Source organism: Kineococcus sp. NPDC059986, from assembly GCF_040702905.1.
In the GTDB taxonomy this organism is placed as follows: Bacteria; Actinomycetota; Actinomycetes; order Actinomycetales; family Kineococcaceae; genus Kineococcus.
In genome coordinates this window covers 124,720-150,550 of sequence record NZ_JBFBND010000002.1, presented here as the reverse complement: position 1 = coordinate 150,550, position 25,831 = coordinate 124,720, and the positions used below count along the sequence as shown (strand labels likewise).

The window sequence follows — 25,831 nt, the reverse complement described above, 5'->3', positions numbered from 1 at the left end:
GTTCGGACCTCACAGCTCCTTGGCGTAGCAGACGGACAGCGGGCTGTCGGCCCACGGCCCGAAGTTCGTCGTCCGCGCGTAGCCCAGTGCCTCGTACAACGCCATGGCCTCGGGCTGCCGCGTCCCCGTCTCCAGCCGCACCCGGGCGGCGCCGGCCTCACGAGCCGCGTCCTCGAACGCCCCCACGAGGGCCCGGGCCACACCCCGGCCGCGGAACCCCTCGTCGACGAAGACGCGCTTCATCTCCACGGTGTGCGTCCAGCCGGGCTCGTCGACGTCCACACGGGCGATGCACCCGGCGGCCACGCCGTCGACCGTCGCGACCTGGAACACGACGTCACCGGAGATCGGGTAGTCCTCCCACGGCTCGCCGGGGTCGCGGTAGCGGCGGTTCAGCTCGAGCACCGCCGCGCCGACGAGCGCGTCGAGCTCGGGGTCACCGGCCTTCCGCTCCTCGACGTGGAGACCCTGCGTCACTGCTCCACGCTCGCACGCACCCGTCGGCGCCGCTGGGCGGGGACGGCCGCGACCTGCGGGTCGATCGGAGCCCGGCCGTTCTTGTCGGCGCGGGTCGCCTCGGCGAGGATCACCAGGCCCAGCAGCGCGAGCACGACCGCGACGAGCGCGGGGGAGGAGTAGCCGAACCCGGCGTCGATGACGAGACCGCCGAGGAAGGCGCCCATCGCGTTGCCGACGTTGAAGGCGGCCTGCATGGCGGCCGAGGCCATCGACGCCCCACCGCCCGCGGCGAGGATGCCCCGCGTCTGGATCGGGGCCGACATGACGAACCCGACGAAGGCGAAGGAGAACACGGCCGCGGCCGCGACCCACGCGTGGTCGGCGAAGAGGAAGAGCAGCCCGAAGACGACGACCTGGGCGACGAACCCGACGGCGAGCGTCCGGTACGGGCGCCAGTCGGCGAGCCGCCCGCCGACGAGGTTGCCGACGGTCGCGCCGAGACCGAACAGGACGAGGACCCAGCTCACCGAACCCTCGGAGTACCCGGCGACCTCGGTGAGCAGCGGGGCGACGTAGCTGAGGACGGTGAAGAGGCTGGCGAACCCGACCGTCGTGATGAGCAGGGTCCACCAGACCTGACCGCGGCGGAACGCGGCGAACTCCGAGCGCAGCGACCCGGTGCGGGTCTCGACCTCGGGGACCATCGTCGCGATCGCGGCGATCGTCACCAGCCCGATGACGCCCACGAGCGCGAACGTCAGGCGCCAGCCCAGCTGCTGCCCGACGTAGGTCCCGGCGGGCACACCCACGACGTTCGCGACGGTGAGCCCGGTGAAGACGAGGGCGAGGGCCTGGCCCTGCCGTCCGGGCGGGGCGATCTTGCGGGCCACGACGGCGCAGGCGCCGAAGAACGCGCCGTGCGAGAGGCCCGAGAGGAACCGCGCACCGACGAGCGCCTCGAACCCGGGGGCGAGCGCGGTCGCCGCGTGCCCGACGACGAACAGGCCCATGAGCGCGGTGAGCACGCGCTTGCGCGGCCACGAGTGCGTCAGGGCGGTGAGCGTCGGGGCGCCGACGACCACCCCGAGCGCGTACGCCGAGATGAGCCAGCCGGCCGAGGCGATCGACACGTCGAAGCTCGCGGCCATCTGGGGCAGCAGCCCCATGGCGACGAACTCGGTGGTCCCGATGCCGAAGGCACCGACGGCGAGGGCCAGGATGGCGAGAGGCACAGGCGTCTTCCTCAGGAGGTCGCGGGTGGGGGTCCGGGCGTCGGCCCGTCCCCTGGATCATCGCGTCCCGGGGCACACATGTTCCAGCCGTCCGGCACCTCGCCCCGGAACCGTTGTCCGACAGGCCGTCCCGGGCGTGGCGGGAGGACCTCACGAACCCCTCAGGGCCGCGGGTGCGCCGTGCGGGGCAGGATGGTCCGGTGACGACACCCACGGCGCCGTGGTCCCCGCACGAGATCGCGCTCACGGCCGACACCCCCCACTCCGACCCCTACACCGCCGTCGACGTGTGGGCCACGTTCACCCACGAGAGCGGCCGCACCGTGCGCCGTCCCGCGTTCTGGGACGGCGGTTCGACCTGGCGGGTGCGGTTCGCCTCGCCGGGCCTCACCGGCCGGTGGACCTGGGAGAGCGCGGCCTCGGTCGACGACGCGGGCCTGGCGGGGCTCACCGGCACGGTCGACGTCGCCGGGGAGGGGAACGGGGTCTTCGGACGGCACGGGTTCTGGCGGATGTCGGACGAGGGCCGGCACCTCGTCCACGCCGACGGCACCCCCGCGTTCCTCGCCGCCGACACCGCGTGGGCGTTCCCGTGGCGGGCGACGCCCGAGCAGGCCGAGACGTACGCGGCCGACCGCGCCGCCAAGGGCTTCAACGCCGTCCTGCTCATGAGCGTGCAACCCGACTCCGGCGCCCGCGGCCCGGCCGACCGGACCGCCGACGGGGGGTTCGCCGTCGCCTTCGAGGACCTGCCCGACCTCACGTTGCGCAGGCTGCGGCCGGAGTACTTCGCCGAGCTCGACGTCCTCGCGGCGACCCTCGGGCGGCACGGCATCGTTCCCGTCTGGCAGCCGGTGTTCCAGGGGTTCGGCTGGAAGGGGTTGCGCACGGCCGGCGCCGAGGTGCCGCCGGAGGACTACGCCCGCTACTGCCGCTACCTCGTCGCGCGCTACGGCGCCGCGCCCGCGGTGTGGCTCGTCGGCGCCGACCGTTTCGGCGACGAACCGCAGGTCGCCGCGGGGGGCGCCGAGGTCGAGGCCTGGGACGACTACGCCCAGCCCGCCGGCATCCACTACGCCCCGTTCGGCAGCAACCGCGAGCAGCAGGACGCCGACTGGCTCGACTTCCAGTGGTGCCAGACCGGCCACCTCGGCGACCACGTCCCCGAACGAGTCGCCGACATGGCCCGGAACCTGCCCGCCAAGGCCGTCGCCAACGGTGAACCGTCCTACGAGGGAACGCGGGTCGAGGGGTTCGCCGGCGGCTGGTGGCAGGGGCACGAGGCCTGGAGCACCTTCTGCGCGGGCGCGACGATGGGCGTCGTATACGGCGCGGGCAGCCTGTGGCAGTGGCAGCTGCGCCCCGACGAGGAGGGGCAGTCGCCCTACTTCTCCGCCCCCGGCGCCGGGTGGCGCGAGGCCCTCGGCTTCGAGGGGTCCCGGTACCCCGGCGTCCTCGCCCGCGTCCTGCACGGTCTGCCGTTCACCGGTGCCGTCCCGGACTGGACGCGCACCGGGAACCCCCGCAACGTCGTCGTGCCCGGCGTGTTCTTCCTCGCCTACGTCGCCGCCGGCGGGAATCTGCGGATCGTGGTCCCGGCCGACGTCCCGCAGCCCTACCGCGTCGTGGACCCGCGGACGGGGGACGTGCTGGAACGCGGCGAGCTGGGGGAGGACGGCGTCGTGCGCGGCCCCGGCGGTGCGCCGCGGGTCGTGGTGTTCTGCGACGACTTCAGCGGGTCCGCGATCGCCTGACGCCGTCCCGCCGGGGGGTGGGGATCGTTGACGCCGCAGGCTCACCCAATGAGCCGGATGCGTCAACGATCCCGCCCCCGGAGGGCGCGCGCGTCAGAGCTCGCCGACCCGCCCGCCGTCGACGACGAGGCGCCGGGTCACGGCGACGGCCTCGAGCAGTCGCCGGTCGTGGCTGACGAGCAGCAGGGTTCCGGTGTAGCTCGCGAGGGCCTCCTCGAGCTGCTCGATGGCCGGCAGGTCCAGGTGGTTGGTGGGTTCGTCGAGGACGAGGAGGTTCACCCCGCGCGCCTGCAGCAGGGCGAGGGCGGCGCGGGTGCGTTCGCCCGGGGACAGGCTCGCGGCCGTGCGGCCGACGTGGTGGGCGCCGAGGCCGAACTTGGCCAGCAGCGTCCGGACGTCGGCGTCGGGCTGGTCCGGCACCTCGTCGCCGAAGGCGCGGGCGAGGGTGCGCTCGTCGAGGAACGCGCCGCGAGCCTGGTCGATCTCGCCGACCCGAACCCCCGAACCCGTTGCGGCCGAACCGCTGTCGGGTTGGATTCGGCCCAGCAGCAGGTTCAGCAACGTCGACTTCCCGGCCCCGTTCGGGCCCGTCACGGCGATCCGGTCGCCCGCGTCGACGGCGAGCGTCACGGGTCCGAGGGTGAACTCCCCGCGCCGCACGACGGCCTCGCGCAGCGTCGCCACCACCGACCCCGACCGCGGGGCCGCCGCGATCGACATCTGCAGCGCCCACTCCTTGCGGGGTTCCTCGACGACGTCGAGCCGCTCGATCATCCGGTCGGTCTGCTTGGCCTTGGCGGCCTGCTTCTCGCTGCCCTCGCGCATCTTGGCGCGGATGTTCTTGTCCGGGTCGCCCTTGCGGACTGCGTTCCGGACGCCCTGGGCCATCCAGCCGCGCTGCATCCGGGCCCGCGCCTCCAGGCCGGACTTCGTCTCGGCGTAGTCCTCGTACGCCTCGCGGGCGTGCCGGCGCTGCACCTCGCGTTCGGCGAGGAACGCCTCGTACCCGCCGCCGACGACACGGACGACCTGCTGGGCCAGGTCGAGTTCCACGACCCGGTCCACGGTCCGCGCCAGGAACTCCCGGTCGTGGCTGACGACCACGGCGGGGGAGCGCAGGTCGGTGACGAACCGTTCCAGGCGGGCCAGGCCGTCGAGGTCGAGGTCGTTCGTGGGTTCGTCGAGCAGGAACACGTCGTAGCGCGACAGCAGGAGCGCGGCGAGCCCGGCACGCGCGGCCTGCCCGCCGGACAGGGACGTCGTGAGGGCGTCGGCGGACACCGTCAGACCCAGGTCGGCGAGCACCTCGCCCGTGCGCTCGTCGAGGTCGGCCCCGCCGAGCGCCAGCCAGCGGTCGAGGGCGTCGGCGTACCGGTCGTCGGCGCCCGCGACGCCCTCGCCGAGCGCGGTGGCGGCGTCGTCCATCTCGGTCGTCGCGGCCGTGACCCCGGTGCGACGGCCCAGGAACTGCCCGACGGTCTCGCCGGCCCGGCGTTCGGGTTCCTGCGGGAGGTAGCCGACGGTCGCGGTGGGCGGGGACAGCGAGACGGTCCCGGTCTCGGGTCGGTCGAGGCCGGCGAGCAGCTGCAGCAGCGTCGACTTGCCGGCCCCGTTCGCGCCGACCAGCCCGACGACGTCGCCGGGGGCGACGACGAGGTCCAGACCGGAGAACAGCGCTCGCGTCCCGTGGGCGGCACTGAGGTCCTTGGCGACGAGGGTGGCGGTCACACGCGGCATTCTCCCCCCGGAGCAGGATGGGCCCGTGGCCCCAGAGCACCCCGGTCCCAGCGAGCCCTACGACCTCGCCGCGCACGCCCACTCCTTCGGCGCCGCCGCGGACGCGTACGCCCGGGCCCGCCCCGGCTACCCCGACGACGCCGTCGACTTCCTCGTCGGGCGAGCCCGGCGCGTCCTGGACCTCGGGGCCGGGACGGGCAAGTTCACGGCCTCCCTCGCCGCGCGCGGTCTGGACGTCGTCGCCGTCGAACCGTCGACGCGGATGCTCGCGCAGCTGCGGTCGACGCTCGACGTCGAGGCGCACGAGGGCACCGCCGAGGCGACGGGGCTGCCGGACGCCTCGGTCGACGCCGTCGTCGTCGCGCAGGCCTGGCACTGGGTCGACCCGGCGCTCGCCGTCCCGGAGGTCGCGCGGGTGCTGCGCCCGGGCGGGACGCTGGGCCTGGTCTGGAACGTGCGCGACGAGTCCGTCCCCTGGGTGGCGCGGCTGTGGGAGGTCGCGCAGCAGGGCTCCGAGCACGAGATGCGGGCCTCGGTCGACACCGTCGGGGCGCCCTTCGGTGCCCCCGAGCACTTCCGGACCCGCTTCGAGCACGCGACCGACCGGGCGGGCGTCCTCGACCTCGTCGCCTCCCGCAGCTACGTCATCGTGCTGCCGGAGGCGCATCGCGCGCAGGTGCTGGCCGGCGTCGCGCGCGTCCTGGACGAGGAGTTCCCCGACGGGGGTGAGGTCCGCGTCCCGTACGTCACGCACTGCTCGCGCTTCACCCTGAGTTGACTTGTGTCACAGGCAGTCACGGCGACACGCTGGCTGTGACGGGGATCCCCCGATCGGCTCCGGAACCGGGTCCCGATGGGGCAGACTCACCCCTGGGTGCCGGGGGGCGCCGACCGAACGGGCGACCAACGGGGGTGCGACGTGACCGTCGTGAAGTGGGAAGAGACCGGCGCGTGGGACGAGACGAGGCCTGTGGTGCGGCGTCCACGAGTCGACCGGCGACAGGTGGCCGCGGCCGGCCTGTCCGCCCTGTGGCCGGGGCTGGGGCACGCCTACCTGGGCCGCACCACCGCCGCCGTGGCCCTCACCGCCGTCCAGGTGCTGCTCGTCGTCCTCACCGTCCTGCCCGGTGCCTGGCGGGTGACCCTGCCGGCCTGGGGCGTGCTCGTCCTGCTGTCGGCCGTGGCCGCCTGGCGGGCGGCGGGACGCGCGGAGGACCGTTCCTGGCGGTGACCCCGCGGCCGTGCCTTGACGGTCACTAGAAGGTCTGGAAGCTTCCGTCCGTGGCCCCAGAGGAGACGCCGGACGGTCCCACCGGCGCAGCACGTCCCGTCCTGCTGACGGTCGACGACGACCCGGCGGTCTCGCGGGCCGTCGCCCGTGACCTGCGGCGCCGGTACGGCCGCGAGTACCGCGTCCTGCGCGCCGAGTCCGGCGCCGACGCCCTCGGTGCGCTGCGCGAGGTGAAGCTGCGCGGTGAACCCGTGGCCGCCGTGCTCGCCGACTACCGGATGCCGCAGATGGACGGCGTCGAACTGCTCGAGGCCGCCGTGGACCTCTTCCCCTCGGCCCGCCGGGTGCTGCTCACCGCCTACGCCGACACCTCCGCCGCCATCCGCGCGATCAACGACGTCGACCTCGACCACTACCTCCTCAAACCCTGGAACCCGCCGGAGGAGAAGCTCTACCCCGTCCTCGACGGTCTGCTCGAACGCTGGCGGGCCGAACCCGTGCGGCCGCCGGACGAGGTCGTCGTCATCGGCGACCGCTGGTCGGCGCGGTCGTTCGCCGTCCGGGACTTCCTGGCGCGCAACGAGGTCCCGTACCGTTGGATGCTCGCCGGCCAGCCCGAGGCGGAACGGCTGCTGACCGCCGCCGGCCAGGGTGCCGACGGCCCCCGCACGCTGCCCGTCGTCCTGGCCCCGGTCGCGGACGGCTGCCCCGAGGTGCTGCTGGACCCCGACGACACCACGCTCGCCGACCACGTCGGCCTCACGACGCGTCCCCGGCGCGAGTTCTACGACCTCGCGATCGTCGGCGGCGGCCCGGCCGGCCTCGGCGCCGCCGTCTACGGGGCGTCGGAGGGGTTGCGGACCGTGCTCGTCGAGGAGCACGCCACGGGCGGGCAGGCCGGGCAGAGCTCGCGGATCGAGAACTACCTCGGGTTCCCCGACGGGGTCTCGGGTGCGCAGCTCGCCGACCGCGCCCGCCGGCAGGTCGCGAAGTTCGGCGCCGAGACGCTCACGGCGCGCACGGTCACGGGCCTGGAACGCTCCGGCGGGTCGCGCGTCGTCCGCTTCTCCGACGGCACCAGCCTCGCCGCCCACACCGTCCTGCTGGCGACGGGTGTCGCGTACCGCACGCTCGAGGGACCCGGTCTGGCCGAGTTCACCGGTCGCGGGATCTACTACGGCGCAGCCCTCAGCGAGGTGACGTCCTGCGCCGACGAGGACGTGTTCGTCGTGGGCGCCGCGAACTCCGCGGGGCAGTCCGCCGTGAACCTCGCCCGGGCCTCCCGCAGCGTGACGGTGCTCGTGCGGGGCCCGTCGCTCGAGGCGTCGATGTCGGCCTACCTCGTCGACCAGATCCGCGCCCTGCCGAACGTCCACGTCCGCACGTGCACCGAGGTGACCGCGGCCGCCGGTGACGAACGGCTCTCGTCGATCACGCTGCGGGACAGGCAGTCCGGTCGTGAGGAGGTGGTCCCGGCGCAGCACGTTTTCGTGTTCATCGGCGCCGCCCCCCGCACGCAGTGGCTCGACGGCGCCGTCCAGCGCGACGACCACGGGTTCGTCCTGGCCGGTCCCGACCTCGTCGTCGACGGCCGGCGACCGCCCGGCTGGCACCCCGCGCGCGACCCGTACCACCTCGAGACCTCGATGCCCGGGGTGTTCGTCGCCGGCGACGTCCGGGCCGACTCCGTGAAACGCGTCGCCTCCGCCGTCGGCGAGGGCGCGATGGCCGTCATGCTCGTCCACCGCTACCTGGCCCAGCAGTGAGCAGCACGCTGGCCCCCGAGGACCTGCGGTCCCTGTTCCTCTTCGAGTCCCTCAGCGACGGCCAGCTGGCCAAGCTCGCCGCGGCCGGCCACGTCGTCGCCGTCGACGCCGGCTGGCTGTACCGCGAGGGTGAACCGGCCACCTGCTTCTACGTCCTGCTGAGCGGCGCGGTCTCGTTGCACCGGCGCAGCGGCGGCGACGACCTCGAGGTCGGCCGCACCCGGCAGCGAGGCGTCTACTCCGGGGCCTGGGAGGCCTACCTCGGCGAGGCCGCACCCGCCGGGTACACGTCCTCGCTGCGGGTCCTGGAACCGGCGACGTTCTTCGTGCTGCCCGCCGCGAAGTTCGGGCACGTCGTGCGCGAGTGGTTCCCGATGGCCGTCCACCTGCTGGAGGGGTTGCGCATCGGCCTGACCGAGGCCCTGCAGCTCACCGGGCAGCGGGACCGGCTGCTGGCCCTCGGGTCGCTGACCGCGGGCCTGACCCACGAACTCGGCAACCCCGCCGCCGCGCTGGCCCGGACCCTGCAGCAGGTGCAGGAGGAACTGGCCGCGCTCGAGACGGCCGTCGGACGGCTCGCGCCGGGGCTGCCCACCGTCCCCGCCGCCGGGACCTCGCCCGTCCCGGGCACCGCGGTCCGCCGGGCCGAGGCCGAGGACGGCCTGCTCGACGCGCTGGAGGAGCGGGAGGTCCCCGACGCCGACGACGTGGCCGCCGTGCTCGTCGAGCACGGGTTCGGCCCCGCGGACCTGCCCGACGACGCGGAGACGGTGAGCTGGTTCGCGCGCACCGTGGCCGTCCGCTCGCTCGTCGCCGAGGCCGCCGCCGCGTCGGCCCGGATCAGCGCGCTGCTGGCGTCGGCGGGCAGCTACGCCCAGCTCGACCGCGCCCCCGAACGCTGGGTCGACGTGCGCGAGCTCATCGACGGGGCGGTCTCGATGCTCGGCGCGGGCGCCGGCCGCGCCGTCGGGAACTCGCGCGTCGTCACCGACTACGCCGACGTCCCGCAGGTCCTCGGCCACACCGGCGAACTCACCCAGGTGTGGACGAACCTGCTCGACAACGCCCTCGACGCCCTCGGTGCGGCGGGCGGGACCGTCACCGTGCGGGTGCGCCCCGATCGGCCGGCCGACGGCGTGGGCGAAGGGGTCTGCGTCGAGGTCGCCGACGACGGCCCCGGCGTGCCGCCGGAGGTCCTGCCCCGGATCTTCGAACCGTTCGTCACGACGAAGGACGTCGGGGAGGGCACCGGGCTCGGCCTCGACATCGCCTGGCGCGTCGTCGTGCACCGCCACCACGGCCGGCTCGCCGTCCGCAGCGTGCCGGGCGACACCGTCTTCAGCGTCTGGCTGCCCCTCCAGCCGCCCCAGGACCCCCTCGACGACCCCGACGACACGACGAGCACGGAGGACTGACGTGAGCGACCCCACCGACCAGATCGATCCTGCGGCGGCCCCGAGCGGCCCCGGTTGCGCCGACTGCGAGGGCGCGGACCCGCAGGGCTGGTGGTTCCACCTGCGCCGCTGCGCCGCGTGCGGGCACGTCGGCTGCTGCGACTCCTCGCCCGGGCAGCACGCCCGCGCCCACGCCACGCAGCCCGGCCACTCCGTCGTGCGCAGCTACGAACCGGGGGAGGAGTGGTTCTACGACTTCGCGAGCGACGAGACGTACGCGTCGGGCCCCGACCTCGCCCCGCCCCTGCACCACCCGCAGGACCAGCCCGCCCCCGGCCCCCGCGGTCGCGTGCCGTGGAACTGGACCACCCTCCTGCACTGACCGCCGCGGACCCCGACTCCCCGACCCTCACCCTCGCGACGACCCGACCCGGCGCGGAAAACACTCTTTCCGCCCTTCGTCGTGCATTTTCAGGGCCGGAAGCACGCCTTCCGCCCCGTCCTGGCGAGGGCGGATGTCGTGCTCGGCGCCCCTCAGAGGCTCCCGCAGGGGCGGAAAAGGTGTTTTCCGCGCGGGGTCGGGGGCCGGTGGAGGGGGGGTCGGGGCCCTGGGGCGCTTAGGCTCGCGGTGTGAAGTGGGTGCTGATCCTCATCGTCGTGGCGATCGCGGTCGTGATCGCCGTGCGCAAGCTCAAGGGTTCGGGCGCCTCGCTGCGCGACGCCGACCCGCGCAAGCTCAGGGACGAGTTCCAGAAGAACTCCGGCGACTGAGCGCCACCAGCACGACGAGCGCCACCGCGGAGCCGGTGGTGCCGAGCACCATGTCCCCGAGCGTGTCCTCGTAGGCGGTGTCGAGCTCGGTGCCGTGGCGGATGAACGTCCACCACTCCCCGACCTCCCACAGCAGCGCCAGCAGCGCCCCGCCGCCGACGGCCGTCACGGCCCGGACCCACCGCGGGCGGACGTCGGCCAGGCGCAGGACGACGCCGAGCCCCAGCGTCAGCAGGCACCAGTTGCCGAAGTGCAGCAGGTCGTCCCACCAGACGACCCGGTCGTACAGGTCGAGCGTGTTCCCCGAGACGTCGACGAGGAACGGCAGCATGACGAGCGAGAACCCGCCCCACGGCGCGGGCCGCGACCCGCGGTGGACGGCGAACCAGACGCCCGGGACGAACAGCATCATCACGGGGTAGAACACCAGCCGGGCCCCGAACGCCTTGCCCGCGAACTGCGGCAGGTCCCGCGCGAACGTCGCGACGAGCAGCTGGACCACCGTCAGGGCCAGGACGAGGGCGGGAACCGTCCAGCGGGGTGCGCGCATCCTCGTAGTCTTCCGCGGAGCCCGCGCCGGACGGGCCCGGACGAGAGGACTCACGCGATGGCAGGGACCACCACGAGGACCGGCTGGCGGCTCCACGGGGACGGGCGGTCCGTCTCCCCGGGCGCCGTCGTGGCCCCCGACGAGCGGCTGTCCTGGGGCCGGACCGTCGGCATCGGGTTGCAGCACGTCGTCGCGATGTTCGGCTCGACCGTCCTCGTCCCGGCCCTCACGGGGTTCCCGGTCGCCACGACGCTGTTCTTCTCCGCGGTCGGGACTGCGCTGTTCCTGCTCATCACGCGCAACCGGCTGCCCAGCTACCTCGGCTCCTCGTTCGCGTTCATCGCCCCGATCCTCGCCAGTTCCGCGGGGTCGGCGACGGGCGGCGTCCTCGTCACGGGTCTGCTCCTGGCCGTCGTCGGCCTCGTCGTCCACGTCGCGGGATCGCGCTGGATCGACGTCGTCATGCCGCCCGTCGTGACGGGCACGATCGTGGCGCTCATCGGCCTGAACCTGGCCCCGGCGGCCTGGGGGACGACCGAGACGTCGGGGTTCCGGGCCGACCCGCTGGGCGGGATCGTCACGCTGCTGGCCATCGCCCTCGCCAGCGTCGTGTTCCGCGGGATGCTCGGCCGCCTCGCCATCCTCCTCGGCGTCGCCGTCGGGTACGCCGTCGCGGCGGCGCGCGGGCTCGTCTCCTGGACCGCCGTGGAGCAGGCCGCGTGGCTCGGGCTGCCGGAGTTCCGGGCCCCGCAGCTGCACGTCGACGACCTGGCGCTGTTCCTGCCCGTCGTCTTCGTGCTCGTCGCCGAGAACGTCGGGCACGTGAAGTCCGTGGCCGCGATGACCGGCCGCGACCTCGACCCGCTCGCGGGGCGGGCTCTGCTGGCGGACGGGTTGGCGACGACGCTGGCCGGTCTCGGCGGTGGCTCGGGGACGACGACGTACGCCGAGAACATCGGCGTGATGGCCGCCTCGAAGGTGTACTCGACCGCGGCGTACTGGGTCGCGGCGGCCGCGGCGCTCGTGCTGTCGTTCTCGCCGAAGTTCGGCGCCCTCATCGGGTCCATCCCGCCCGGCGTCCTCGGCGGTGCCGCGACGCTGCTCTACGGGATGATCGGCGTCCTCGGTGCGCGGATCTGGGTGCAGAACAAGGTCGACTTCTCCGACCCCGTGAACCTCACGACCGCGGCCGTCGCGCTCATCGTCGGCATCGCGAACTACACCCTCACCACCTCGGGCGGGCTGACGTTCCAGGGCATCGCGCTCGGGACCGTGGCCGCCATCGGGCTGTACCACCTCATGCGCGCCGTCGGGCGGGCGCGGGGGACGGTCGGCGCGAGCTGACCTCAGCGGCCGGTGACCTGCAGCAGCCGGTCACCGGCCTGCAGGGTCGTCACCTGGTGGTAGAGCAGTGTGCGCCCGTCCCGCAGCACCGCCAGGACCGGGACGTCGAGGTCGCCGGGACGCCGGCCCTCGTCCTCGGGCCGCAGCGCCCGTTCCTCCAGGTCCAGACCCGACCCGAAGGAGACGAGGTCCTCCACGACCTCCACGGCCGCCGGACTGCCGGCGGCCAGGCCCAGCAACCGGCCCGTCGTCTCGCTCGTCACGACGACGGAGTTCGCACCGGACTGCCGCAGCAGGTCGGCGTGCTCGGCCTCGCGGGCGGTGACGACGACCGTGGCCCGGGTGTTCACCCGGCGCAGGGCCAGGGTCGCGAGGATCGCGGTGTCGTCCCGGTCGACCGCGACGAGGACCGTCCGGGCGCGGTCGGCCAGAGCCGTCACGAACGTCTCCGAGCGCGTGACGTCACCCGTGACGCACAGGTAGCCGTCGCGGGCCGCGTCCGCCGTCGCGAGCGGGCTGCGGTCCACGACGAGGACGCGGTCGGCGGGCGTGCCCGTGGCCCGCAGCTCGCGGACCGCGTTGCGGCCCTTCGTGCCGTAGCCGAGGACGATGACGTGGTCGCGCATGCGGGCCCTCCACCGCGCGAGGCGGATCTCCGTGCGGGAGCGCTCCGTGAGCGCCGAGATGGTCGTGCCGACGAGGATGACGACGAAGAGGATCCGGACCGGCGTCACGAACAGCGCGTTGACGAGCCGGGCCCCGTCGGTGACCGGGACGATGTCGCCGTAGCCGGTCGTCGAGAGCGTGACCGTCGTGTAGTAGAGCGCGTCCAGCCCCGAGAGGGTGCCGTCGACGTTGTCGCGGTAGCCGTCCCGTTCGAGGTAGACGACGCCCCAGCTGACGAGCACGAGCCCCAGGGCGACGGCGAAGCGACCGGCGATGGCCAGGACCGGCGGGGTCGGACGCCGCACCGGCAGGCGCAGTCGGGAGACGGTCTCGGCCACCCCCGCAGTCTGCTGCACGGGTGCCGTCGCGTCGCGCGGGTGATCGCCGGCCCGGCGCGCTGCCGGGCGCACGGCCCGGTCGGGTGTCACGATGGCGCCGACGAGCGGGGGCACGACGTGCACGGACACGAGTGGGACGACGACCGGGCCTGGCCGGGCGCGCCGCAGACCGCTGTCGCGACCGCGGGGGCCGCGGTGGTGGACGTGGCGCTGCCGCCGGCCGTCCTCGCCCGGAGCCGCCGCCCCGGGGTGGCGGTGCTCCTGACGTTCCTGTGGCTCGGCGCCGGCAACCTCTACGCCGGTCAGGTCGGGCTCGGCGTGACGCTCGCGCTCGCGCAGCTCGTCTGCCTCCCGCTCGCCGGCCTCTTCGCCTCCGTCACCCTCGGCGTCTCGCTCCTGGTCTCGGTCCCGGTGTGGCTGGCCGCCGTCGCCGTCGCCGGGTCCTCCGCCCGCACCCGCTGCCGGGAACTGCTCGTGGACCCGGAGCCCGGCGGGTCCTGACAGCCGCGTCGACGACTGCCACGATGGCGGTTCGACGAACGGGGGACGGGATGAGCGGCTACGGACCAGGGCCACGCGACGGCGGGGCGTGGCAGGACCGCGACCCGGTGCGCGAACGGCAGGCGTGGCAGCCCCAGCCCCCGCCGTCGGCCCCGCTCGTGCCGTACGGGCAGGCTCCGCGGCCGGTCGTGTTCGTCCCGGCCAAGACGCCGGGGCTGGCGGTCCTCTTCTCGTTCCTCTGGCTGGGGGCCGGGAACTGCTACGCGGGCCAGGTCGGGCTGGGAGTGACGTTCATCGTCGCCCAGGTGGTCTGCGCGCCGCTGGCGGCGTTCCTCGCGACGATCACGTTCGGGGTGTCCCTCGTCGTGACGATCCCGGTCTGGATCGCGGCCTTCGCCGTGTCGGCCGCCACCGGGTACGCCCGGTGCCGGGCCCACAACGCCGCCCTGGGGATCCGAGGGCTCTGAGCCCAGGACGACGAAGGCCCCGACCGTCTCGACGGTCGGGGCCTTCGCGGCGAGCGGTCGGTCAGGCGGTGAGCTCGGCCGCCACCAGTTCGGCGATCTGCGCAGTGTTGAGCGCGGCGCCCTTGCGCAGGTTGTCCCCGCAGACGAACAGGTCGAGCGTGTTCGGGAAGTCCAGCGCCTGCCGGATCCGGCCGACGACCGTCGGGTCGCCGCCGACCGTGCGGGCCGGCGTCGGGAAGACGCCGTTCGCCAGGTCGTCCTGGACCTCGACGCTCGGGGCCGCCTCGAGGGCCGCGGTCGCCTCGGCGACCGTGACGGGCCGGGCGAACGTCGCGTGCACCGCGAGGGAGTGCGTCGTCTGCACCGGCACGCGGACGCAGGTCGCGGACACCTTGAGGTCGGGGATGCCCAGGATCTTGCGGGACTCGTTGCGGACCTTGAGCTCCTCGCTCGTCCAGCCGCCGTCCTTCAGCGACCCCGCGACCGGGATGACGTTGAGGGCGAGGTGCGTCGGGAACGGGGAGTCGTCGCCGAGCTTCTCGGACACGAGCTCTGCGGTGTCGCCGGCCGTGGAGCCGAGGGTCCGCTGACCCGCGACGACCTCGATCTCGTCGTACAGACGGTCGACACCGGGCTGCCCCGCGCCGGAGGCGGCCTGGTAGCTGGCGACGACGAGCTCGGTGAGCTGCCACCGGTCGTGGAGGGCGCCGAGGGCGTCCATCATCGTCAGCGTCGTGCAGTTCGGGTTGGCGATGATGCCCTTGGGGCGGTTGCGCGCCGCGGCCCCGTTGACCTCGGGCACCACGAGCGGCACCTCGTCGTCCATCCGGAACGCGCCGGAGTTGTCGACGGCGACGGCCCCGCGCTCCGCGGCGATGGGCGCCCACACCGCGGAGACCTCGTCGGGCACGTCGAACATCGCGACGTCGACGCCGTCGAAGACCTCAGGCGTCAGCTCGCGCACGACGACGTCCTCGCCGCGCACCTGCAGGACCTTGCCGGCCGAGCGGGCGGAGGCGACGAGGCGGATCTCGCCCCACACGTCCGGGCGCTGGGACAGGATGCCGAGCATCACGGTGCCGACGGCGCCGGTGGCACCGACGACCGCGAGGGTGGGCTTGCGGGTGCTCATCGTCCGGTACCTCCGTAGACCACGGCTTCTGCGTCAGCGTCCAGGCCGAACGCGGTGTGGATCGCGCGGACGGCGTCGTTCAACTGGTCGGCGCGGGTGACGACCGAGATGCGGATCTCGGACGTCGAGATCATCTCCATGTTGATGGCCTTGCTGCCCAGCGCCTCGAAGAACGTGGCCGAGACGCCCGGGTGCGAGCGCATCCCGACGCCGATGAGCGAGACCTTGCCGATCTGGTCGTCGTACTCGAGGCGCTCGAACCCGATCGACGTCTTCTCCTTCTCGAGCGCGGCGATCGCCGTCGCGCCCTCGGCCTTGGGCAGCGTGAAGGAGATGTCCGTGCGGCCCGAGGCCCCGGCGGCGACGTTCTGCACGATCATGTCGATGTTGATCTCCGCCTGAGCGACGGCCTTGAAGATCGCGGCGGCGGTGCCGGGGTTGTCCGGCACGCCCACGACGGTGATCTTCGCTTCCTTGTCGTCGTGCGCGACGCCGGAGATGATCGGCTGTTCCACGGGTTCCTCCGGGGCGTTGGCGCTGAGCGCGGCGGGGATGGGGAAGTCGGTGACCCAGGTGCCCTCGTGCGGGCTGAAGGAGCTGCGCACGTGGATCGGGAGGTCGTAGTTCCGGGCGTACTCGACGCAGCGGAGCATGAGGACCTTGGCTCCGTTGGCGGCCATCTCCAGCATGTCCTCGGTCACGATCCGGTTGATCTTCCGGGCCGTCGGGACGATGCGCGGGTCGGCGGTGTAGATGCCGTCGACGTCGGTGTAGATCTCGCAGACGTCGGCCTTGAGTGCTGCTGCCAGCGCGACGGCCGTCGTGTCCGAGCCGCCGCGGCCGAGCGTCGTGATGTCCTTCGTGTCCTGGCTGACGCCCTGGAACCCGGCGACGATGGCGATGGCGCCCTCGTCGAGTGCGGAGCGGATGCGCCCCGGGGTGACGTCGATGATGCGCGCGCGGCCGTGGGAGGAGTCGGTGATGACCCCGGCCTGCGAGCCCGTGAACGAGCGCGCCTCCAGACCCAGGTTCGAGATCGCCATGGCGAGGACCGCCATCGAGATCCGCTCGCCGGAGGTCAGCAGCATGTCCAGTTCGCGGGCCGGGGGCATGGGGCTGACCTGCTCGGCGAGGTCGATGAGCTCGTCCGTCGTGTCACCCATCGCCGAGACCACGACGACGACCTCGTGGCCGGCGCGCTTGGTCGCGGCGATGCGCTTCGCGACACGCTTGATGCCGTCGGCATCAGCGACCGAGGAACCGCCGAACTTCTGCACCACGAGAGCCACGAGCGGGATTCTACGGACCCGCTCAGGGTGCCCCGGGCCGTGCCCAGGCCCGCGCTGACCTGCTGGGCAATGTGTCCACCGGGCGGGGGCGGTTCAGGGGTGCAGGGCGTCGAACTCCGCGTCGGAGGCGGTCTCGGCGTCGACGTCGAGCCGCAGGTGCGCCAGCAGCGACTGCAGCACCCGCAGCGCCGCCGTGGCGCGCAGGCCCCAGGAGGACAGGTAGGAGAACTGCCACCACCACAGCGCCTCGGTGACGTCACCGCGCTCGTGGTGGCGCAGACCGTGCTCGAGGTCGGCGGCGACCGAGGCGAGGTCGTCGGACAGGGCGCCGCGCACGAGCTTGGCGTTCGTCAGGGGGTCGACGACGTCGGCGTAGTCGTCCAGGCCCTCCAGGACGTTGGCCAGGCTCGCGCGGACCGGGTCGACGTCCGGGTCGGGACCGGCGTCCGGTTCGAAGCGGCGCGCCGGGACGATGTCGTCCACCGCGCCGAGGCGGGCACCGGTGACGAGCGTCTGGCTCACGGCGAGCAGCAGGACGGACAGGGCCGTCGAGTCCATCCGCCCCGTCGCGACCTCGGTGACGCTGGACAGGTAGGCGCGCACCTCCGCGGCCGTGGCGTCCGCGAGCTGCACCAGGCCCGTGAGCTCGGTGGGGTCGGGGGTCGGGTCAGCCATCGAGGGACCTCCGTCCGGCGAACGCCCGCCCGAGCGTCACCTCGTCCGCGTACTCCAGGTCGCCGCCGACCGGGAGGCCGGAGGCCAGACGGGTCACCGCGATCCCCATGGGCTTCAGCAACCGCGCCAGGTACGTCGCGGTCGCCTCGCCCTCGAGGTTCGGGTCCGTCGCGATGATCGTCTCGGTCACCGTGCCGTCCGACAAGCGGGACAGCAGCTCGCGCATCCGCAGGTCGTCCGGCCCGATCCCCTCCATGGGGCTGATCGCCCCGCCCAGCACGTGGTACCGGCCGCGGAACTCGCGCGTCTTCTCGATCGCGACGACGTCCTTGGCCTCCTCGACCACGCAGATGACGGTGGGGTCGCGCCGCGGGTCGCGGCACACCCGGCACAGGTCCTCCTGCGCCACGTTCCCGCAGACGGTGCAGAACCGGACGCGGCTCTTGACCTCCGTCAGCACCTCCGCGAGGCGCTTGACGTCGGCCGCGTCGGCCGCGAGCAGGTGGAACGCGATGCGCTGCGCGCTCTTGGGTCCCACGCCGGGGAGCCGACCGAGCTCGTCGATCAGGTCCTGGACGACTCCTTCGTACACACGAGGAGACTACGTGGCCGACCGCAGCGGGCGGACCGCCGAGCGTGACGGGTGGCCCCGTGGCGTCAGGCGTCGTCGCTGAGGACCCGCCCGCCGAGGATCTGCTCCACGACCGCGATGCCCACGAGCCCGGCGTCCTCCGCGTCCTCGTCGTCCCGGCTCGGGGTGTCCTCCTCCGGGGAGACGGCGACGGCCGGGGCCGGGGTGGAGGTCGCGGTGGGTGCGGCCGGGGCGTCGGCGGTCGCCTCCGACCGCCGCGGGCGGGACAGCTGCTCCTCGCCCGGGTCGTCGATGGGTTCCTCCGGCGGGGGGACGTCGGCGTAGTAGTCGTTGCCCGTCGAGACCGGTGCCGAGGACGGTGCGGCGGCCGGTTGCTGGGACGCGCGCTGCTGCGGGGCCTGCTGCTGCGCCGGCTGCTGGGGCGCCGGTGCCGCCGGCCGCGGGGGAGCCGCGGCGGGTGCGGGGGTCGCGGGCGCGGGGGAGGACCAACCACCCCGCGAGGGACGCTGCCCACCCCGCTGACCGCCGCCCCCGCCGCCGGGGGACTCCGCGCCGACGGCCTGGACCTTCGCCTCGATGCCGGTGACCTGGAACAGCGCCTCGGCGACGAACCCCGCGTCGTTGCCGCGGGCGAACCGCGCGGCGAGCTGCGGCGAGCGGAACTGCAGGCTGAGCACGCCCCCGCGGAAGTCCGCGACGGTCGCGTTCTCGGCCACGAGCGACCACGTGAGGCGCTTGATCGTGAAGAGCGTCCCGAGCACCTCCGTCCACAACCGCCGGACCGTCTCGGCGTCGCCGCCGGCGGCCGGGGCGGGCGGCGGAGGGGCGTCGACCGGGACGGGGGTCGGGGCCGAGGACCCGGACTGGGCACCGCCGGACGGGGCGCCGGGCGGGGTGCGCGCCGGTGCGGGGGCGCGCCCCTCCGGCTCCGGGGACCCGGGCGTGCGCGCGGTGGGCCACCCGCCGGAGGACGGACCGGCCGGGGACGAGGACGAGGACGAGGACGAGGACGGGGTCTGGGTCGGCTCCGGGTCCGTGGGGGTGGGCGTCGGAGCGGGCGCCGGGGCGCTGTCGGGCCGGGCCGGGGGCGCGCTGACGGGGTTCGGTGCGCTCTCGCGGGGCGGTGCCGGCTGGGCGGGCGGACCCGCGACGGGCACCCCGCCCGCCGCGCTGATCCGGCGTTCGAGCCGGTCCAGTCGCGTGCCGAGCCCGCCGTCGGCATCCGCACCGGGGAGGAGCAGGCGGGCGCACAGGAGCTCCAGCTGCAACCGCGGCGACGTGGCCCCGGTCATCTGCTCCAGCCCGGCGGCGACGACGTCGGCGGCGCGGGACAGCTCGGCCCGGCCGAGGTGCGTGGCCTGGGCCTGCAGCCGCTCGAGCGCGTCCTCGGGGACGGCGAGCGCGTCGCCGGCCGCGTCGCCGACGGCGGCCACGATGACGAGGTCGCGCAGGCGCTGCAGCAGGTCGTCGGCGAAGCGACGGGGTTCCTGCCCCGTGTCGACGACGCGTTCGACGGCCCGGAAGACGGTCGCGGCGTCGCCCGCGGCGATCGCCTCGACGACGTCGTCCAGCAGGGAGGCGTGCGTGTAGCCCAGCAGCGCCACCGCGATGTCGTAGGTGACGCCGTCGTCGCCCGCGCCGGCGATGAGCTGGTCCAGGACCGACAGGGTGTCGCGCACCGACCCGCCGCCCGCGCGCACGACGAGGGGCAGGACGCCCTTGCCGATCTGCACGCCCTCCTTCTCGGCCAGCTCCCCCAGGTAGGTCGTGAGCTGGGCCGGCGGGACGAGGCGGAAGGGGTAGTGGTGGGTCCGGGAGCGGATGGTCGTGAGGACCTTGTCCGGTTCCGTCGTCGCGAAGATGAACTTCACGTGCGGCGGGGGTTCCTCGACCGTCTTCAGCAGCGCGTTGAAGCCCGCCGGCGTGACCATGTGGGCCTCGTCGAGGATGTAGACCTTGAAGCGGTCCCGCGCCGGGGCGAAGGAGACGCGCTCGCGCAGGTCCCGGGCGTCGTCGACGCCGTTGTGCGAGGCGGCGTCGATCTCGACGACGTCGATGCTGCCGCCGCCCCCGTTGGCCAGGTCCTGGCAGGAGTCGCAGGTGCCGCACGGCGTCGGCGTGGGGCCCTGCGCGCAGTTCAGGCAGCGGGCGAGGATGCGGGCGCTCGTCGTCTTCCCGCAGCCGCGCGGGCCGGAGAAGAGGTACGCGTGCGTCACCCGGCCCTTGGACAGGGCGTGCATGAGCGGGGTCGTGACGTGGTCCTGGCCGATGACCTCGGAGAAGGCCTCGGGCCGGTAGCGGCGGTAGAGCGCTGTCGTCACGGGTCCGAGGCTAACCCGCCCCTGCGACACGACCGCCGGTCGCGACGGAGGCCTGTGGACGGGGAGCTGGACGGGGAGGTGGACGGGGAGCAAGGGGGGGCGCAAGGGACCCCCCGCACACCCGCCAGAGCCCATCTACCCTTGCTGCCTTCCGGCCCTGGGGGGGTTTGACGGGGTGACGCCGCACGAGGGGTCTGGCCACACCGTACGACAGCCGTGGGCCCCGGGTCCAACCGCCCGCGTGCGGGGGTGGCGGCGGTGGGTGCCGTCACGAGCACCCGTCACGGCGCGCTACGCTGGAGGCACTGGAGGATTCGCCTAGTGGCCTATGGCGCACGCTTGGAAAGCGTGTTGGGTTAACGCCCTCAGGGGTTCAAATCCCCTATCCTCCGCCGCACGAGGCCCGTCCCGGACACGTTCCGGGGCGGGCCTCGCTGGTTCTCCCGGCACTTCGGCGCGGTGCCGCGGCGGTGCGCCGCACCACCTCTAGACTCCAGCACCGTGATCTTCCAGGCCGTCGGCGAAGGGCGCCCCTACCCCGACCACGGGTACGAGTCGGTCGCCCAGTGGTCCGAGGTGCCCCCTCGGCAGGTGCGGCTCGACGAGCTGACGACGACGAAGCGGACGCTGGACCTCGACGCCCTGCTGGCCGAGGACTCCACCTTCTTCGGCGACCTCTTCGCCCACGTCGTGTCCTGGCGCGGCCGCCTCTACCTCGAGGACGGCCTGCACCGCGCCGTGCGGGCCGCGCTGCACCAGCGCCAGGTCCTGCACGCCCGCGTCCTGACGCTGCCGGACTGAGAGCCGGACCGAGAGTCGCACGGGGACGGCGAGGGGGAGCAGTGGCACGGGAACACGACGGCCAGCAGGACGACCAGCAGGACGACCAGCACGACGACCAGCACGAGCAGCAGCGCGGGCAGCAGGAGGGGCGCCGCGGTCGGGGGTCCGACGAGGGACGGGACGCGGTGGTCCTGCCCGAGGTGGACGACGACCTCGACGTCGAGTCCTACGAGCGGCTCACGGGCCGGCGGCGGGCGCGGTTGGTGCGCCAGCGCCTCGTCTTCGCCGTCGTGGTCGTCCTCGTGCTCGCGGTCGGCGGCGGCGCCTACCTCGTGTGGAGCGACCGGTGGCAGCCCGGCCGGACGACGACGCCGTCGGCGGCGCCCTCGCCGAGCTGCGTGCCGGCCACGCGGCCCGCGCTCCTCACCCCCGGGCAGGTCACCGTCGACGTCCTCAACGGCACGGGTCGGCGGGGGCTGGCGGCCTCGGTGGCAGGGGAGCTGCGCACGCGCGGGTTCGTCGTGGGGACCGTCGGCAACGCCTCGGCGCCCGCGGGACCGGGCACGGCCGTCGTCACCTACCCCGAGGCGGCGGTCCAGCAGGCCGTCACCGTCGCGGCCCGCTTCCCGGACGTCCAGCTCGTCCCGGACCCGGCGGCGAAGGTGATCACGCTCAGCCTGGGCGACGGCTACCAGCAGATGCTGGGCGAGGGTGCCCTCGTGGCCCCGCTGCCGCCCGGCGCGAAGACCTGCTGAGCCGCACCGACGACGAAGGGCCCCGGAACCGTGGTTCCGGGGCCCTTCGCACGACGCGGTGACGGTGGGATTTGAACCCACGGAGGAGTTGCCCCCTCACACGCTTTCGAGGCGTGCTCCTTAGGCCGCTCGGACACATCACCTTGTCCACGACCCCCCGCTGCACCGGTCTGGGACCGACCGCGTTGCGTCGCTAGACCACCCTACACGGCGTGACGGGTCGTCCGTCACGCTCGCCGCTGCGCGAAGAAGTCGTCCAGGAGGGTCCGGCACTCGACCTCGCGGACGCCGCCGACGACCTCGACGACGTGGTTCAGCCGGGGGTCGCGCACGACGTCGCGCAACGAGCCCGCCGCTCCGAACCGGGCGTCCCAGGCCCCGAAGACCAGGCGGTCGACGCGGGACAGGACGGTCGCCCCCGCGCACATGACGCACGGTTCGAGCGTCACGACGAGCGTGCACCCCGTGAGCCGCCACTCCCCGCGCGCCCGCGCGGCCGCGCGCAGGGCGAGGACCTCCGCGTGCGCGGTGGGGTCGGCGGACGCCTCGCGCTCGTTGTGGCCGCGACCGAGCACCGTGCCGGCGGCGTCCACGACGACCGCCCCGACCGGGACGTCACCCGTGCTCAGGCAGGCGCGGGCTTCAGCCAGGGCCGCGTCGAGCCACGACGACCACGCGGCGGGGGTGGCGAGTCCGTTCAGCGCAGCGACTCGAGCACGTCGGCGCAGCCGAGGAGCTCGCCGATCTCCACGGTGGCGGTGGCCGGGTCGGCGCTGGAGGTGGCGAGGCGGACGAGGACGTCCGCCGGGCACCCGAGGTCACCCAGCAGTTCGGGGTCACCGGCCCAGACGTCCTCCGCGATCCCGGACTCGCTGCGCGCGCTCGTCGGCTCGGCCGCCGCCTCCTCCTCGTCCGGGTCCTCGTCGGTGTCGTCCTCGTCGTCGTCGACGGCCGCCGCGCGGACGGGCAGCCCCGTCGCGGCGGGCAGTTCGGCGAACAGCGGCGCGTAGGCGCTCTCGGCGGCCGCCACGGCGTCGGAGACGAACACCTTCACGTCGATGTCGCCGTCGGTGCGCACGAGGGCGAACCACTCGTCCTCGCGTTCCAGGACGGCCAGGACGGGCCGGTCGTCGTCGACGGTGCCGCGCAACGCGTCGCCGAGTTCGTCGGGAGAACCCGCCTCGAGGTCGATGTCGACCGACCGCCAGCCGCGGTCGGCGCCGGAACCCTCGGGGGCAAGGACTGCGGTGAAGTACGCCACGCACCCATCGTGGCAGGAGCAGGTGGGCCGGGGCCACCGGTGCGGTGGTGTCGTCGCTGGTGGGAAAGCCCGCCGCTCGTCGCGCCGGGCCCGGGCGGCGTACTTTGGGGCCTCATGCGCCTGTCCGTCATCGACCACCCCCTCGTCGCCCACAAACTGACCGCCCTGCGGGACCGCGGCACCGATTCCCCGACGTTCCGCCGCCTCGCCGACGAACTGGTGACGCTGCTGGCCTACGAGGCCACCCGGGACGTCGCGGTCGAACCGCACCCGATCACCACCCCGGTCGGACCCACGACGGGGGTACGGATCCGCTCCCCGAAACCGATCGTCGTGCCGATCCTGCGTGCGGGTCTGGGGATGCTCGACGGCATGGTCCGGCTGCTGCCGACGGCCGAGGTCGGCTTCCTCGGCATGATCCGGGACGAGCAGACGCTGCAGGCGACGACCTACGCGAACCGTCTCCCCGACGACCTGACGGGCCGGCACTGCTTCGTGCTGGACCCGATGCTCGCGACCGGCGGAACCCTCGTGGCCGCCATCACCTACCTCCTGGACCGCGGTGCGCAGGACGTGACGGCGATCTGCCTGCTGGCCGCCCCGGAGGGGTTGGAGGTCGTGCGGACGGCGTTCGACGACCACGCCCAGGTGACGGTCGTCACGGCCGCCGTCGACGAGCGGCTCGACGAGAACGGGTACATCGTCCCCGGCCTCGGCGACGCGGGGGACCGTCTGTACGGCGTCGTCTGATCCTCCGGGGAGCGAGCGCGGGGATCCCGCCGGGTTCTCGGCCCGTTCCCCGCACGGTTCCCGGACCCGGGTCCGCGAGGACCCACCGGCCCCGCGCTGCGCGTTCCGCGGCGCGGGGCTTCGTGCTGCGCGGCCCTTTCCGGCAGGATGTCCCCCGATCAGCGCAGTCGTGTCCTCGTTCGGTGAGCAGCAGGGCGTTCCCGGGGAACGTCGGAAGGGAGCCGGGCCGTGAAGTGGCGCCGAGTTCTGTGGTGGGTCCTGGTCGTCTTCGCCCTCTACGCGGTCTACCGCTCGCCCGACCAGGCGGCGAGCTTCGTCCGCGGCGTCGGGGAATGGTTGGGGACGGCCGTCAACAGCATCATGAGCTTCTTCAACGGGTTGCTCAGCTGAAGCACGACCGGCACCGCGACGAGCCGGACCTCGACGAGGAGGGCCGGGAACTCGTCATGTTCTCCGGCACCCGGCTGCGCAAGTCCCGTCGGGACGGCACCTGGCGCGTGGTGCACGACGAGGACGGTGAGGCCTCGCGGTTGCCGGAACTGGACGACGACCCGCTGCCGGCCGGTGACCTCGTCGACGACGAGGACGACGAGAGCGACGAGGACGACGGCGCGCGATCCGGCGGGCGACGTCCCCGCCCGGTCGGCCGGGGCGCAGACCCGTTGTGGGAGCGACCGCCCCGCCGCGTCCAGCGCTACGTCCTCGGCACCGAGAAGCGCCTCGTCTGCCTGCGGCGGCACCTGGTCGTCCTCGCCGAACCCGTCCTGAGCAGCGTCGTCGGGCTGGCCGGCTGGTTCTGGCTCGTGGCCCAGGCCGGCGACGTCGCCTACCTCCCGAACGTCACCTTCCTCGCCTGGCTCGTCCTGCTCGGGCGAGCCTTCTGGCGGTGGCTGCAGTGGCGGGGCGACTGGTTCATCGCCACGGACAAGCGGCTGCTGCTGACCTACGGCGTCGTGAAGCGGCAGGTGGCGATGATGCCCCTGTCGAAGGTGACGGACATGAGTTACAACCGCTCGCTGCTCGGGCGCTTCCTCGGCTACGGCGAGCTCGTCATGGAATCCGCCGGCCAGGACCAGGCCCTGAGCGACGTGGACCGGCTGCCCATGCCGGACCAGGTGTACGTCCGCATCTGCGAGCAGCTGTTCGGCGAGGTCGGGGCCGTGGACGCGCCCCGGCGGCGGGGCACCCGGGTGCGGCGCATCGCGCGGAAGGCGTTGCCGCCGCGCTTCCGCTGAGGACGGGGGACGTCACCGTCACCGGAGGGCGGACGTGCGAGAGGGGGCGGGATCCGGAGATCCCGCCCCCTCTCGGGCGTTCCAGGTGGGGCTCAGCTCACTGAGCGGCCTTGAACTGGTCGATGATGCTGGAGGAGATCGGGCCGCGCGGGGCGACGGCGATCCCGTTGGCAGCGGCCCACTCGCGCACGGCGCGGGCGTCCACGGCCGAGGAGGAGGCCGCCGGGGTCGACTTCTTGGTGGCGGCCTTCTTGGTGGTGCTCGCGGCGGCGGTCGACTTCGCGGCGGACTTGGCGGCCGACTTGGTCGTCGCCTTCTTCGTCGCGGTGGCGGCCGGGGCCGGGGTCTCGACGACGGGCGCCGGGGTTTCCTCGACCGGTGCGGGGGCGGCCTTCTTGGCGGCGGCCTTCTTCGCCGGAGCCGCCTTCTTGGCCGGAGCGGCCTTCTTCGCCGGGGCCGCAGCGGCCGGGGCGGCGGCGGGGGTGCCGGCCAGCGCGGCGGGGAGGTCTTCCCACGTCACGGTGGTGGCGGCCTTCGCGGTCGCCGGGTTCCACGAGACACCGTTCGCGTTCACCGTGAAGGTGCCGATCTTGCGACCGTTCCGCTTGACGGGGATCTCGAGGTCGACGGCACCGACGGGCAGTTCGGTGGCCACCTTCAGTGCAACGTCGTGACTTGCCATGCTGGGCTCCCGGGGGAAGTTGGCTGGAATCATGCGTGACCAATGGAACCACAGTTCTCCGGGAGTTCGCGCATCGAACGAGTGATTCTCGCCGCAGTTCCCCCTTCTCGCGGTATCCGCGCCGTGATCTCCGTGGAGGAGTTGTG

At 73.9% G+C, this 25,831-nt stretch carries 28 protein-coding genes, 2 tRNA genes and 1 other RNA gene; 16 read left to right on the top strand and 15 right to left on the bottom strand.

The features are described 5' to 3' along the window. Window positions 1-9: 9 nt before the first annotated feature. Together AB0637_RS02730 and AB0637_RS02725 are read right to left on the bottom strand one after the other, a co-directional pair. Window positions 10-477 (bottom strand): GNAT family N-acetyltransferase, encoded by a 468-nt coding sequence (locus AB0637_RS02730; protein WP_366169623.1) that lies wholly within the window; start codon window positions 475-477, stop codon window positions 10-12. Next, window positions 474-1,691 carry an MFS transporter gene (locus tag AB0637_RS02725; RefSeq protein ID WP_366169622.1) on the bottom strand — a complete coding sequence of 406 codons (1,218 nt, stop codon included), beginning with the start codon at window positions 1,689-1,691 and terminating at the stop codon, window positions 474-476. Before AB0637_RS02725 ends, AB0637_RS02730 begins: the two co-directional genes overlap by 4 nt. Window positions 1,692-1,891: 200 nt before the next feature. Between AB0637_RS02725 and AB0637_RS02720 the strand changes: the two genes are divergently transcribed. Further along, window positions 1,892-3,445: a DUF4038 domain-containing protein gene (locus AB0637_RS02720; RefSeq protein WP_366169621.1), complete on the top strand. Its 1,554-nt coding sequence runs from the start codon at window positions 1,892-1,894 to the stop codon at window positions 3,443-3,445. A gap of 93 nt (window positions 3,446-3,538) precedes the next feature. Here AB0637_RS02720 and AB0637_RS02715 read toward each other — a convergent pair whose 3' ends face one another. Next, a complete protein-coding gene (locus AB0637_RS02715) occupies window positions 3,539-5,173 on the bottom strand; it encodes an ABC-F family ATP-binding cassette domain-containing protein (protein WP_366169620.1) in 1,635 nt (544 codons plus the stop codon). 34 nt (window positions 5,174-5,207) lie between these two features. On the opposite strand from AB0637_RS02715, the gene AB0637_RS02710 reads away from it, so the two are divergent. From AB0637_RS02710 to AB0637_RS02685, 6 genes are all read left to right on the top strand, one after another. Beyond that, complete coding sequence (locus tag AB0637_RS02710) at window positions 5,208-5,960, top strand: methyltransferase domain-containing protein (protein WP_366169619.1); 753 nt, start codon at window positions 5,208-5,210, stop codon at window positions 5,958-5,960. Between the two features lie 150 nt (window positions 5,961-6,110). Continuing rightward, window positions 6,111-6,413 (top strand): hypothetical protein, encoded by a 303-nt coding sequence (locus tag AB0637_RS02705; protein WP_366169618.1) that lies wholly within the window; start codon window positions 6,111-6,113, stop codon window positions 6,411-6,413. A 50-nt stretch (window positions 6,414-6,463) separates the two neighbouring features. Further along, entirely contained in the window at window positions 6,464-8,179 is a 1,716-nt protein-coding gene (locus AB0637_RS02700; protein ID WP_366169617.1) for an FAD-dependent oxidoreductase, read from the top strand. Next, on the top strand, window positions 8,176-9,594 hold the full coding sequence (locus AB0637_RS02695) for an ATP-binding protein (RefSeq protein ID WP_366169616.1): 1,419 nt from the start codon (window positions 8,176-8,178) through the stop codon (window positions 9,592-9,594). The genes AB0637_RS02700 and AB0637_RS02695 overlap by 4 nt, the downstream gene beginning before the upstream one ends. 1 nt (window position 9,595) lies before the next feature. After that, entirely contained in the window at window positions 9,596-9,955 is a 360-nt protein-coding gene (locus AB0637_RS02690) for a UBP-type zinc finger domain-containing protein (protein WP_366169615.1), read from the top strand. Window positions 9,956-10,203: 248 nt separating this feature from the next. Continuing rightward, window positions 10,204-10,344: a hypothetical protein gene (locus tag AB0637_RS02685; RefSeq protein ID WP_366169614.1), complete on the top strand. Its 141-nt coding sequence runs from the start codon at window positions 10,204-10,206 to the stop codon at window positions 10,342-10,344. Here AB0637_RS02685 and AB0637_RS02680 read toward each other — a convergent pair. Beyond that, window positions 10,310-10,894: a hypothetical protein gene (locus tag AB0637_RS02680; protein WP_366169613.1), complete on the bottom strand. Its 585-nt coding sequence runs from the start codon at window positions 10,892-10,894 to the stop codon at window positions 10,310-10,312. The two genes, AB0637_RS02685 and AB0637_RS02680, sit on opposite strands and share 35 nt — an antisense overlap. A gap of 57 nt (window positions 10,895-10,951) precedes the next feature. Here AB0637_RS02680 and AB0637_RS02675 point away from each other — a divergent pair, with 57 nt between their 5' ends. Next, window positions 10,952-12,238 (top strand): solute carrier family 23 protein, encoded by a 1,287-nt coding sequence (locus AB0637_RS02675; protein ID WP_366169612.1) that lies wholly within the window; start codon window positions 10,952-10,954, stop codon window positions 12,236-12,238. 2 nt (window positions 12,239-12,240) lie between these two features. On the opposite strand, the gene AB0637_RS02670 is transcribed toward AB0637_RS02675, so the two are convergent. Continuing rightward, window positions 12,241-13,365, bottom strand: coding sequence for an NAD-binding protein (locus AB0637_RS02670; RefSeq protein ID WP_366169611.1), 1,125 nt, complete (start codon window positions 13,363-13,365; stop codon window positions 12,241-12,243). On the opposite strand from AB0637_RS02670, the gene AB0637_RS02665 reads away from it, so the two are divergent. Both AB0637_RS02665 and AB0637_RS02660 read left to right on the top strand, forming a co-directional pair. After that, on the top strand, window positions 13,360-13,743 hold the full coding sequence (locus tag AB0637_RS02665) for a hypothetical protein (protein ID WP_366169610.1): 384 nt from the start codon (window positions 13,360-13,362) through the stop codon (window positions 13,741-13,743). The genes AB0637_RS02670 and AB0637_RS02665 overlap by 6 nt on opposite strands. Window positions 13,744-13,793: 50 nt before the next feature. Beyond that, window positions 13,794-14,210, top strand: coding sequence for a hypothetical protein (locus AB0637_RS02660; RefSeq protein WP_366169609.1), 417 nt, complete (start codon window positions 13,794-13,796; stop codon window positions 14,208-14,210). Between the two features lie 61 nt (window positions 14,211-14,271). Here AB0637_RS02660 and AB0637_RS02655 read toward each other — a convergent pair whose 3' ends face one another. The 6 genes from AB0637_RS02655 to ffs form a co-directional block, all read right to left on the bottom strand. Next, complete coding sequence (locus AB0637_RS02655) at window positions 14,272-15,342, bottom strand: aspartate-semialdehyde dehydrogenase (protein ID WP_366169608.1); 1,071 nt, start codon at window positions 15,340-15,342, stop codon at window positions 14,272-14,274. Then, window positions 15,339-16,631: an aspartate kinase gene (locus tag AB0637_RS02650; RefSeq protein ID WP_366169607.1), complete on the bottom strand. Its 1,293-nt coding sequence runs from the start codon at window positions 16,629-16,631 to the stop codon at window positions 15,339-15,341. Before AB0637_RS02650 ends, AB0637_RS02655 begins: the two co-directional genes overlap by 4 nt. Window positions 16,632-16,724: 93 nt before the next feature. Beyond that, entirely contained in the window at window positions 16,725-17,306 is a 582-nt protein-coding gene (locus AB0637_RS02645) for a DUF5063 domain-containing protein (RefSeq protein WP_366169606.1), read from the bottom strand. Then, window positions 17,299-17,898, bottom strand: a complete 600-nt coding sequence (gene recR / locus AB0637_RS02640) for a recombination mediator RecR (RefSeq protein WP_366169605.1) — start codon at window positions 17,896-17,898, stop codon at window positions 17,299-17,301. The genes AB0637_RS02645 and recR overlap by 8 nt, the downstream gene beginning before the upstream one ends. A gap of 65 nt (window positions 17,899-17,963) precedes the next feature. Continuing rightward, on the bottom strand, window positions 17,964-20,219 hold the full coding sequence (locus AB0637_RS02635; RefSeq protein WP_366169604.1) for a DNA polymerase III subunit gamma and tau: 2,256 nt from the start codon (window positions 20,217-20,219) through the stop codon (window positions 17,964-17,966). A 101-nt stretch (window positions 20,220-20,320) separates the two neighbouring features. Next, window positions 20,321-20,417: signal recognition particle sRNA small type (ffs, locus tag AB0637_RS02630), an RNA gene on the bottom strand. A gap of 109 nt (window positions 20,418-20,526) precedes the next feature. On the opposite strand from ffs, the gene AB0637_RS02625 reads away from it, so the two are divergent. The 3 genes from AB0637_RS02625 (at window position 20,527) to AB0637_RS02615 (ending at window position 21,757) form a co-directional block, all read left to right on the top strand. After that, a tRNA-Ser gene (locus tag AB0637_RS02625) sits at window positions 20,527-20,611 on the top strand. A 109-nt stretch (window positions 20,612-20,720) separates the two neighbouring features. Continuing rightward, the gene (locus AB0637_RS02620; protein ID WP_366169603.1) at window positions 20,721-21,020 is read left to right on the top strand and encodes a type II toxin-antitoxin system VapB family antitoxin; all 300 of its coding nucleotides are present in this window, start codon (window positions 20,721-20,723) and stop codon (window positions 21,018-21,020) included. Between the two features lie 41 nt (window positions 21,021-21,061). Continuing rightward, window positions 21,062-21,757 carry a LytR C-terminal domain-containing protein gene (locus AB0637_RS02615; RefSeq protein WP_366169602.1) on the top strand — a complete coding sequence of 232 codons (696 nt, stop codon included), beginning with the start codon at window positions 21,062-21,064 and terminating at the stop codon, window positions 21,755-21,757. Between the two features lie 56 nt (window positions 21,758-21,813). On the opposite strand, the gene AB0637_RS02610 is transcribed toward AB0637_RS02615, so the two are convergent. From AB0637_RS02610 to AB0637_RS02600, 3 genes are all read right to left on the bottom strand, one after another. After that, window positions 21,814-21,900, bottom strand: a tRNA-Ser gene (locus AB0637_RS02610). Between the two features lie 84 nt (window positions 21,901-21,984). Further along, a complete protein-coding gene (tadA, locus tag AB0637_RS02605) occupies window positions 21,985-22,458 on the bottom strand; it encodes a tRNA adenosine(34) deaminase TadA (RefSeq protein ID WP_366169751.1) in 474 nt (157 codons plus the stop codon). After that, entirely contained in the window at window positions 22,455-23,018 is a 564-nt protein-coding gene (locus AB0637_RS02600; RefSeq protein WP_366169601.1) for a hypothetical protein, read from the bottom strand. Before AB0637_RS02600 ends, tadA begins: the two co-directional genes overlap by 4 nt. Window positions 23,019-23,132: 114 nt before the next feature. On the opposite strand from AB0637_RS02600, the gene upp reads away from it, so the two are divergent. The 3 genes from upp (at window position 23,133) to AB0637_RS02585 (ending at window position 25,003) form a co-directional block, all read left to right on the top strand. Next, window positions 23,133-23,768, top strand: a complete 636-nt coding sequence (upp, locus tag AB0637_RS02595) for a uracil phosphoribosyltransferase (protein ID WP_366169600.1) — start codon at window positions 23,133-23,135, stop codon at window positions 23,766-23,768. Window positions 23,769-23,996: 228 nt separating this feature from the next. Then, complete coding sequence (locus tag AB0637_RS02590; RefSeq protein ID WP_366169599.1) at window positions 23,997-24,158, top strand: hypothetical protein; 162 nt, start codon at window positions 23,997-23,999, stop codon at window positions 24,156-24,158. Between the two features lie 56 nt (window positions 24,159-24,214). Then, on the top strand, window positions 24,215-25,003 hold the full coding sequence (locus tag AB0637_RS02585; RefSeq protein WP_366169598.1) for a PH domain-containing protein: 789 nt from the start codon (window positions 24,215-24,217) through the stop codon (window positions 25,001-25,003). Window positions 25,004-25,100: 97 nt separating this feature from the next. On the opposite strand, the gene AB0637_RS02580 is transcribed toward AB0637_RS02585, so the two are convergent. Continuing rightward, the gene (locus AB0637_RS02580; RefSeq protein ID WP_366169597.1) at window positions 25,101-25,685 is read right to left on the bottom strand and encodes a histone-like nucleoid-structuring protein Lsr2; all 585 of its coding nucleotides are present in this window, start codon (window positions 25,683-25,685) and stop codon (window positions 25,101-25,103) included. Between the last annotated feature and the right edge of the window lie 146 nt (window positions 25,686-25,831).

What these genes read in the sequence shown, in the direction of transcription:
- AB0637_RS02680 (WP_366169613.1), bottom strand. Translation starts at nt 10,894, where the DNA reads ATGCGCGCACCCCGCTGGACGGTTCCCGCCCTCGTCCTGGCCCTGACG.
- AB0637_RS02675 (WP_366169612.1), top strand. Translation starts at nt 10,952, where the DNA reads ATGGCAGGGACCACCACGAGGACCGGCTGGCGGCTCCACGGGGACGGG.
- AB0637_RS02660 (WP_366169609.1), top strand. Translation starts at nt 13,794, where the DNA reads ATGAGCGGCTACGGACCAGGGCCACGCGACGGCGGGGCGTGGCAGGAC.
- AB0637_RS02655 (WP_366169608.1), bottom strand. Translation starts at nt 15,342, where the DNA reads ATGAGCACCCGCAAGCCCACCCTCGCGGTCGTCGGTGCCACCGGCGCC.
- AB0637_RS02645 (WP_366169606.1), bottom strand. Translation starts at nt 17,306, where the DNA reads ATGGCTGACCCGACCCCCGACCCCACCGAGCTCACGGGCCTGGTGCAG.
- upp (WP_366169600.1), top strand. Translation starts at nt 23,133, where the DNA reads ATGCGCCTGTCCGTCATCGACCACCCCCTCGTCGCCCACAAACTGACC.
- AB0637_RS02585 (WP_366169598.1), top strand. Translation starts at nt 24,215, where the DNA reads ATGTTCTCCGGCACCCGGCTGCGCAAGTCCCGTCGGGACGGCACCTGG.
- AB0637_RS02580 (WP_366169597.1), bottom strand. Translation starts at nt 25,685, where the DNA reads ATGGCAAGTCACGACGTTGCACTGAAGGTGGCCACCGAACTGCCCGTC.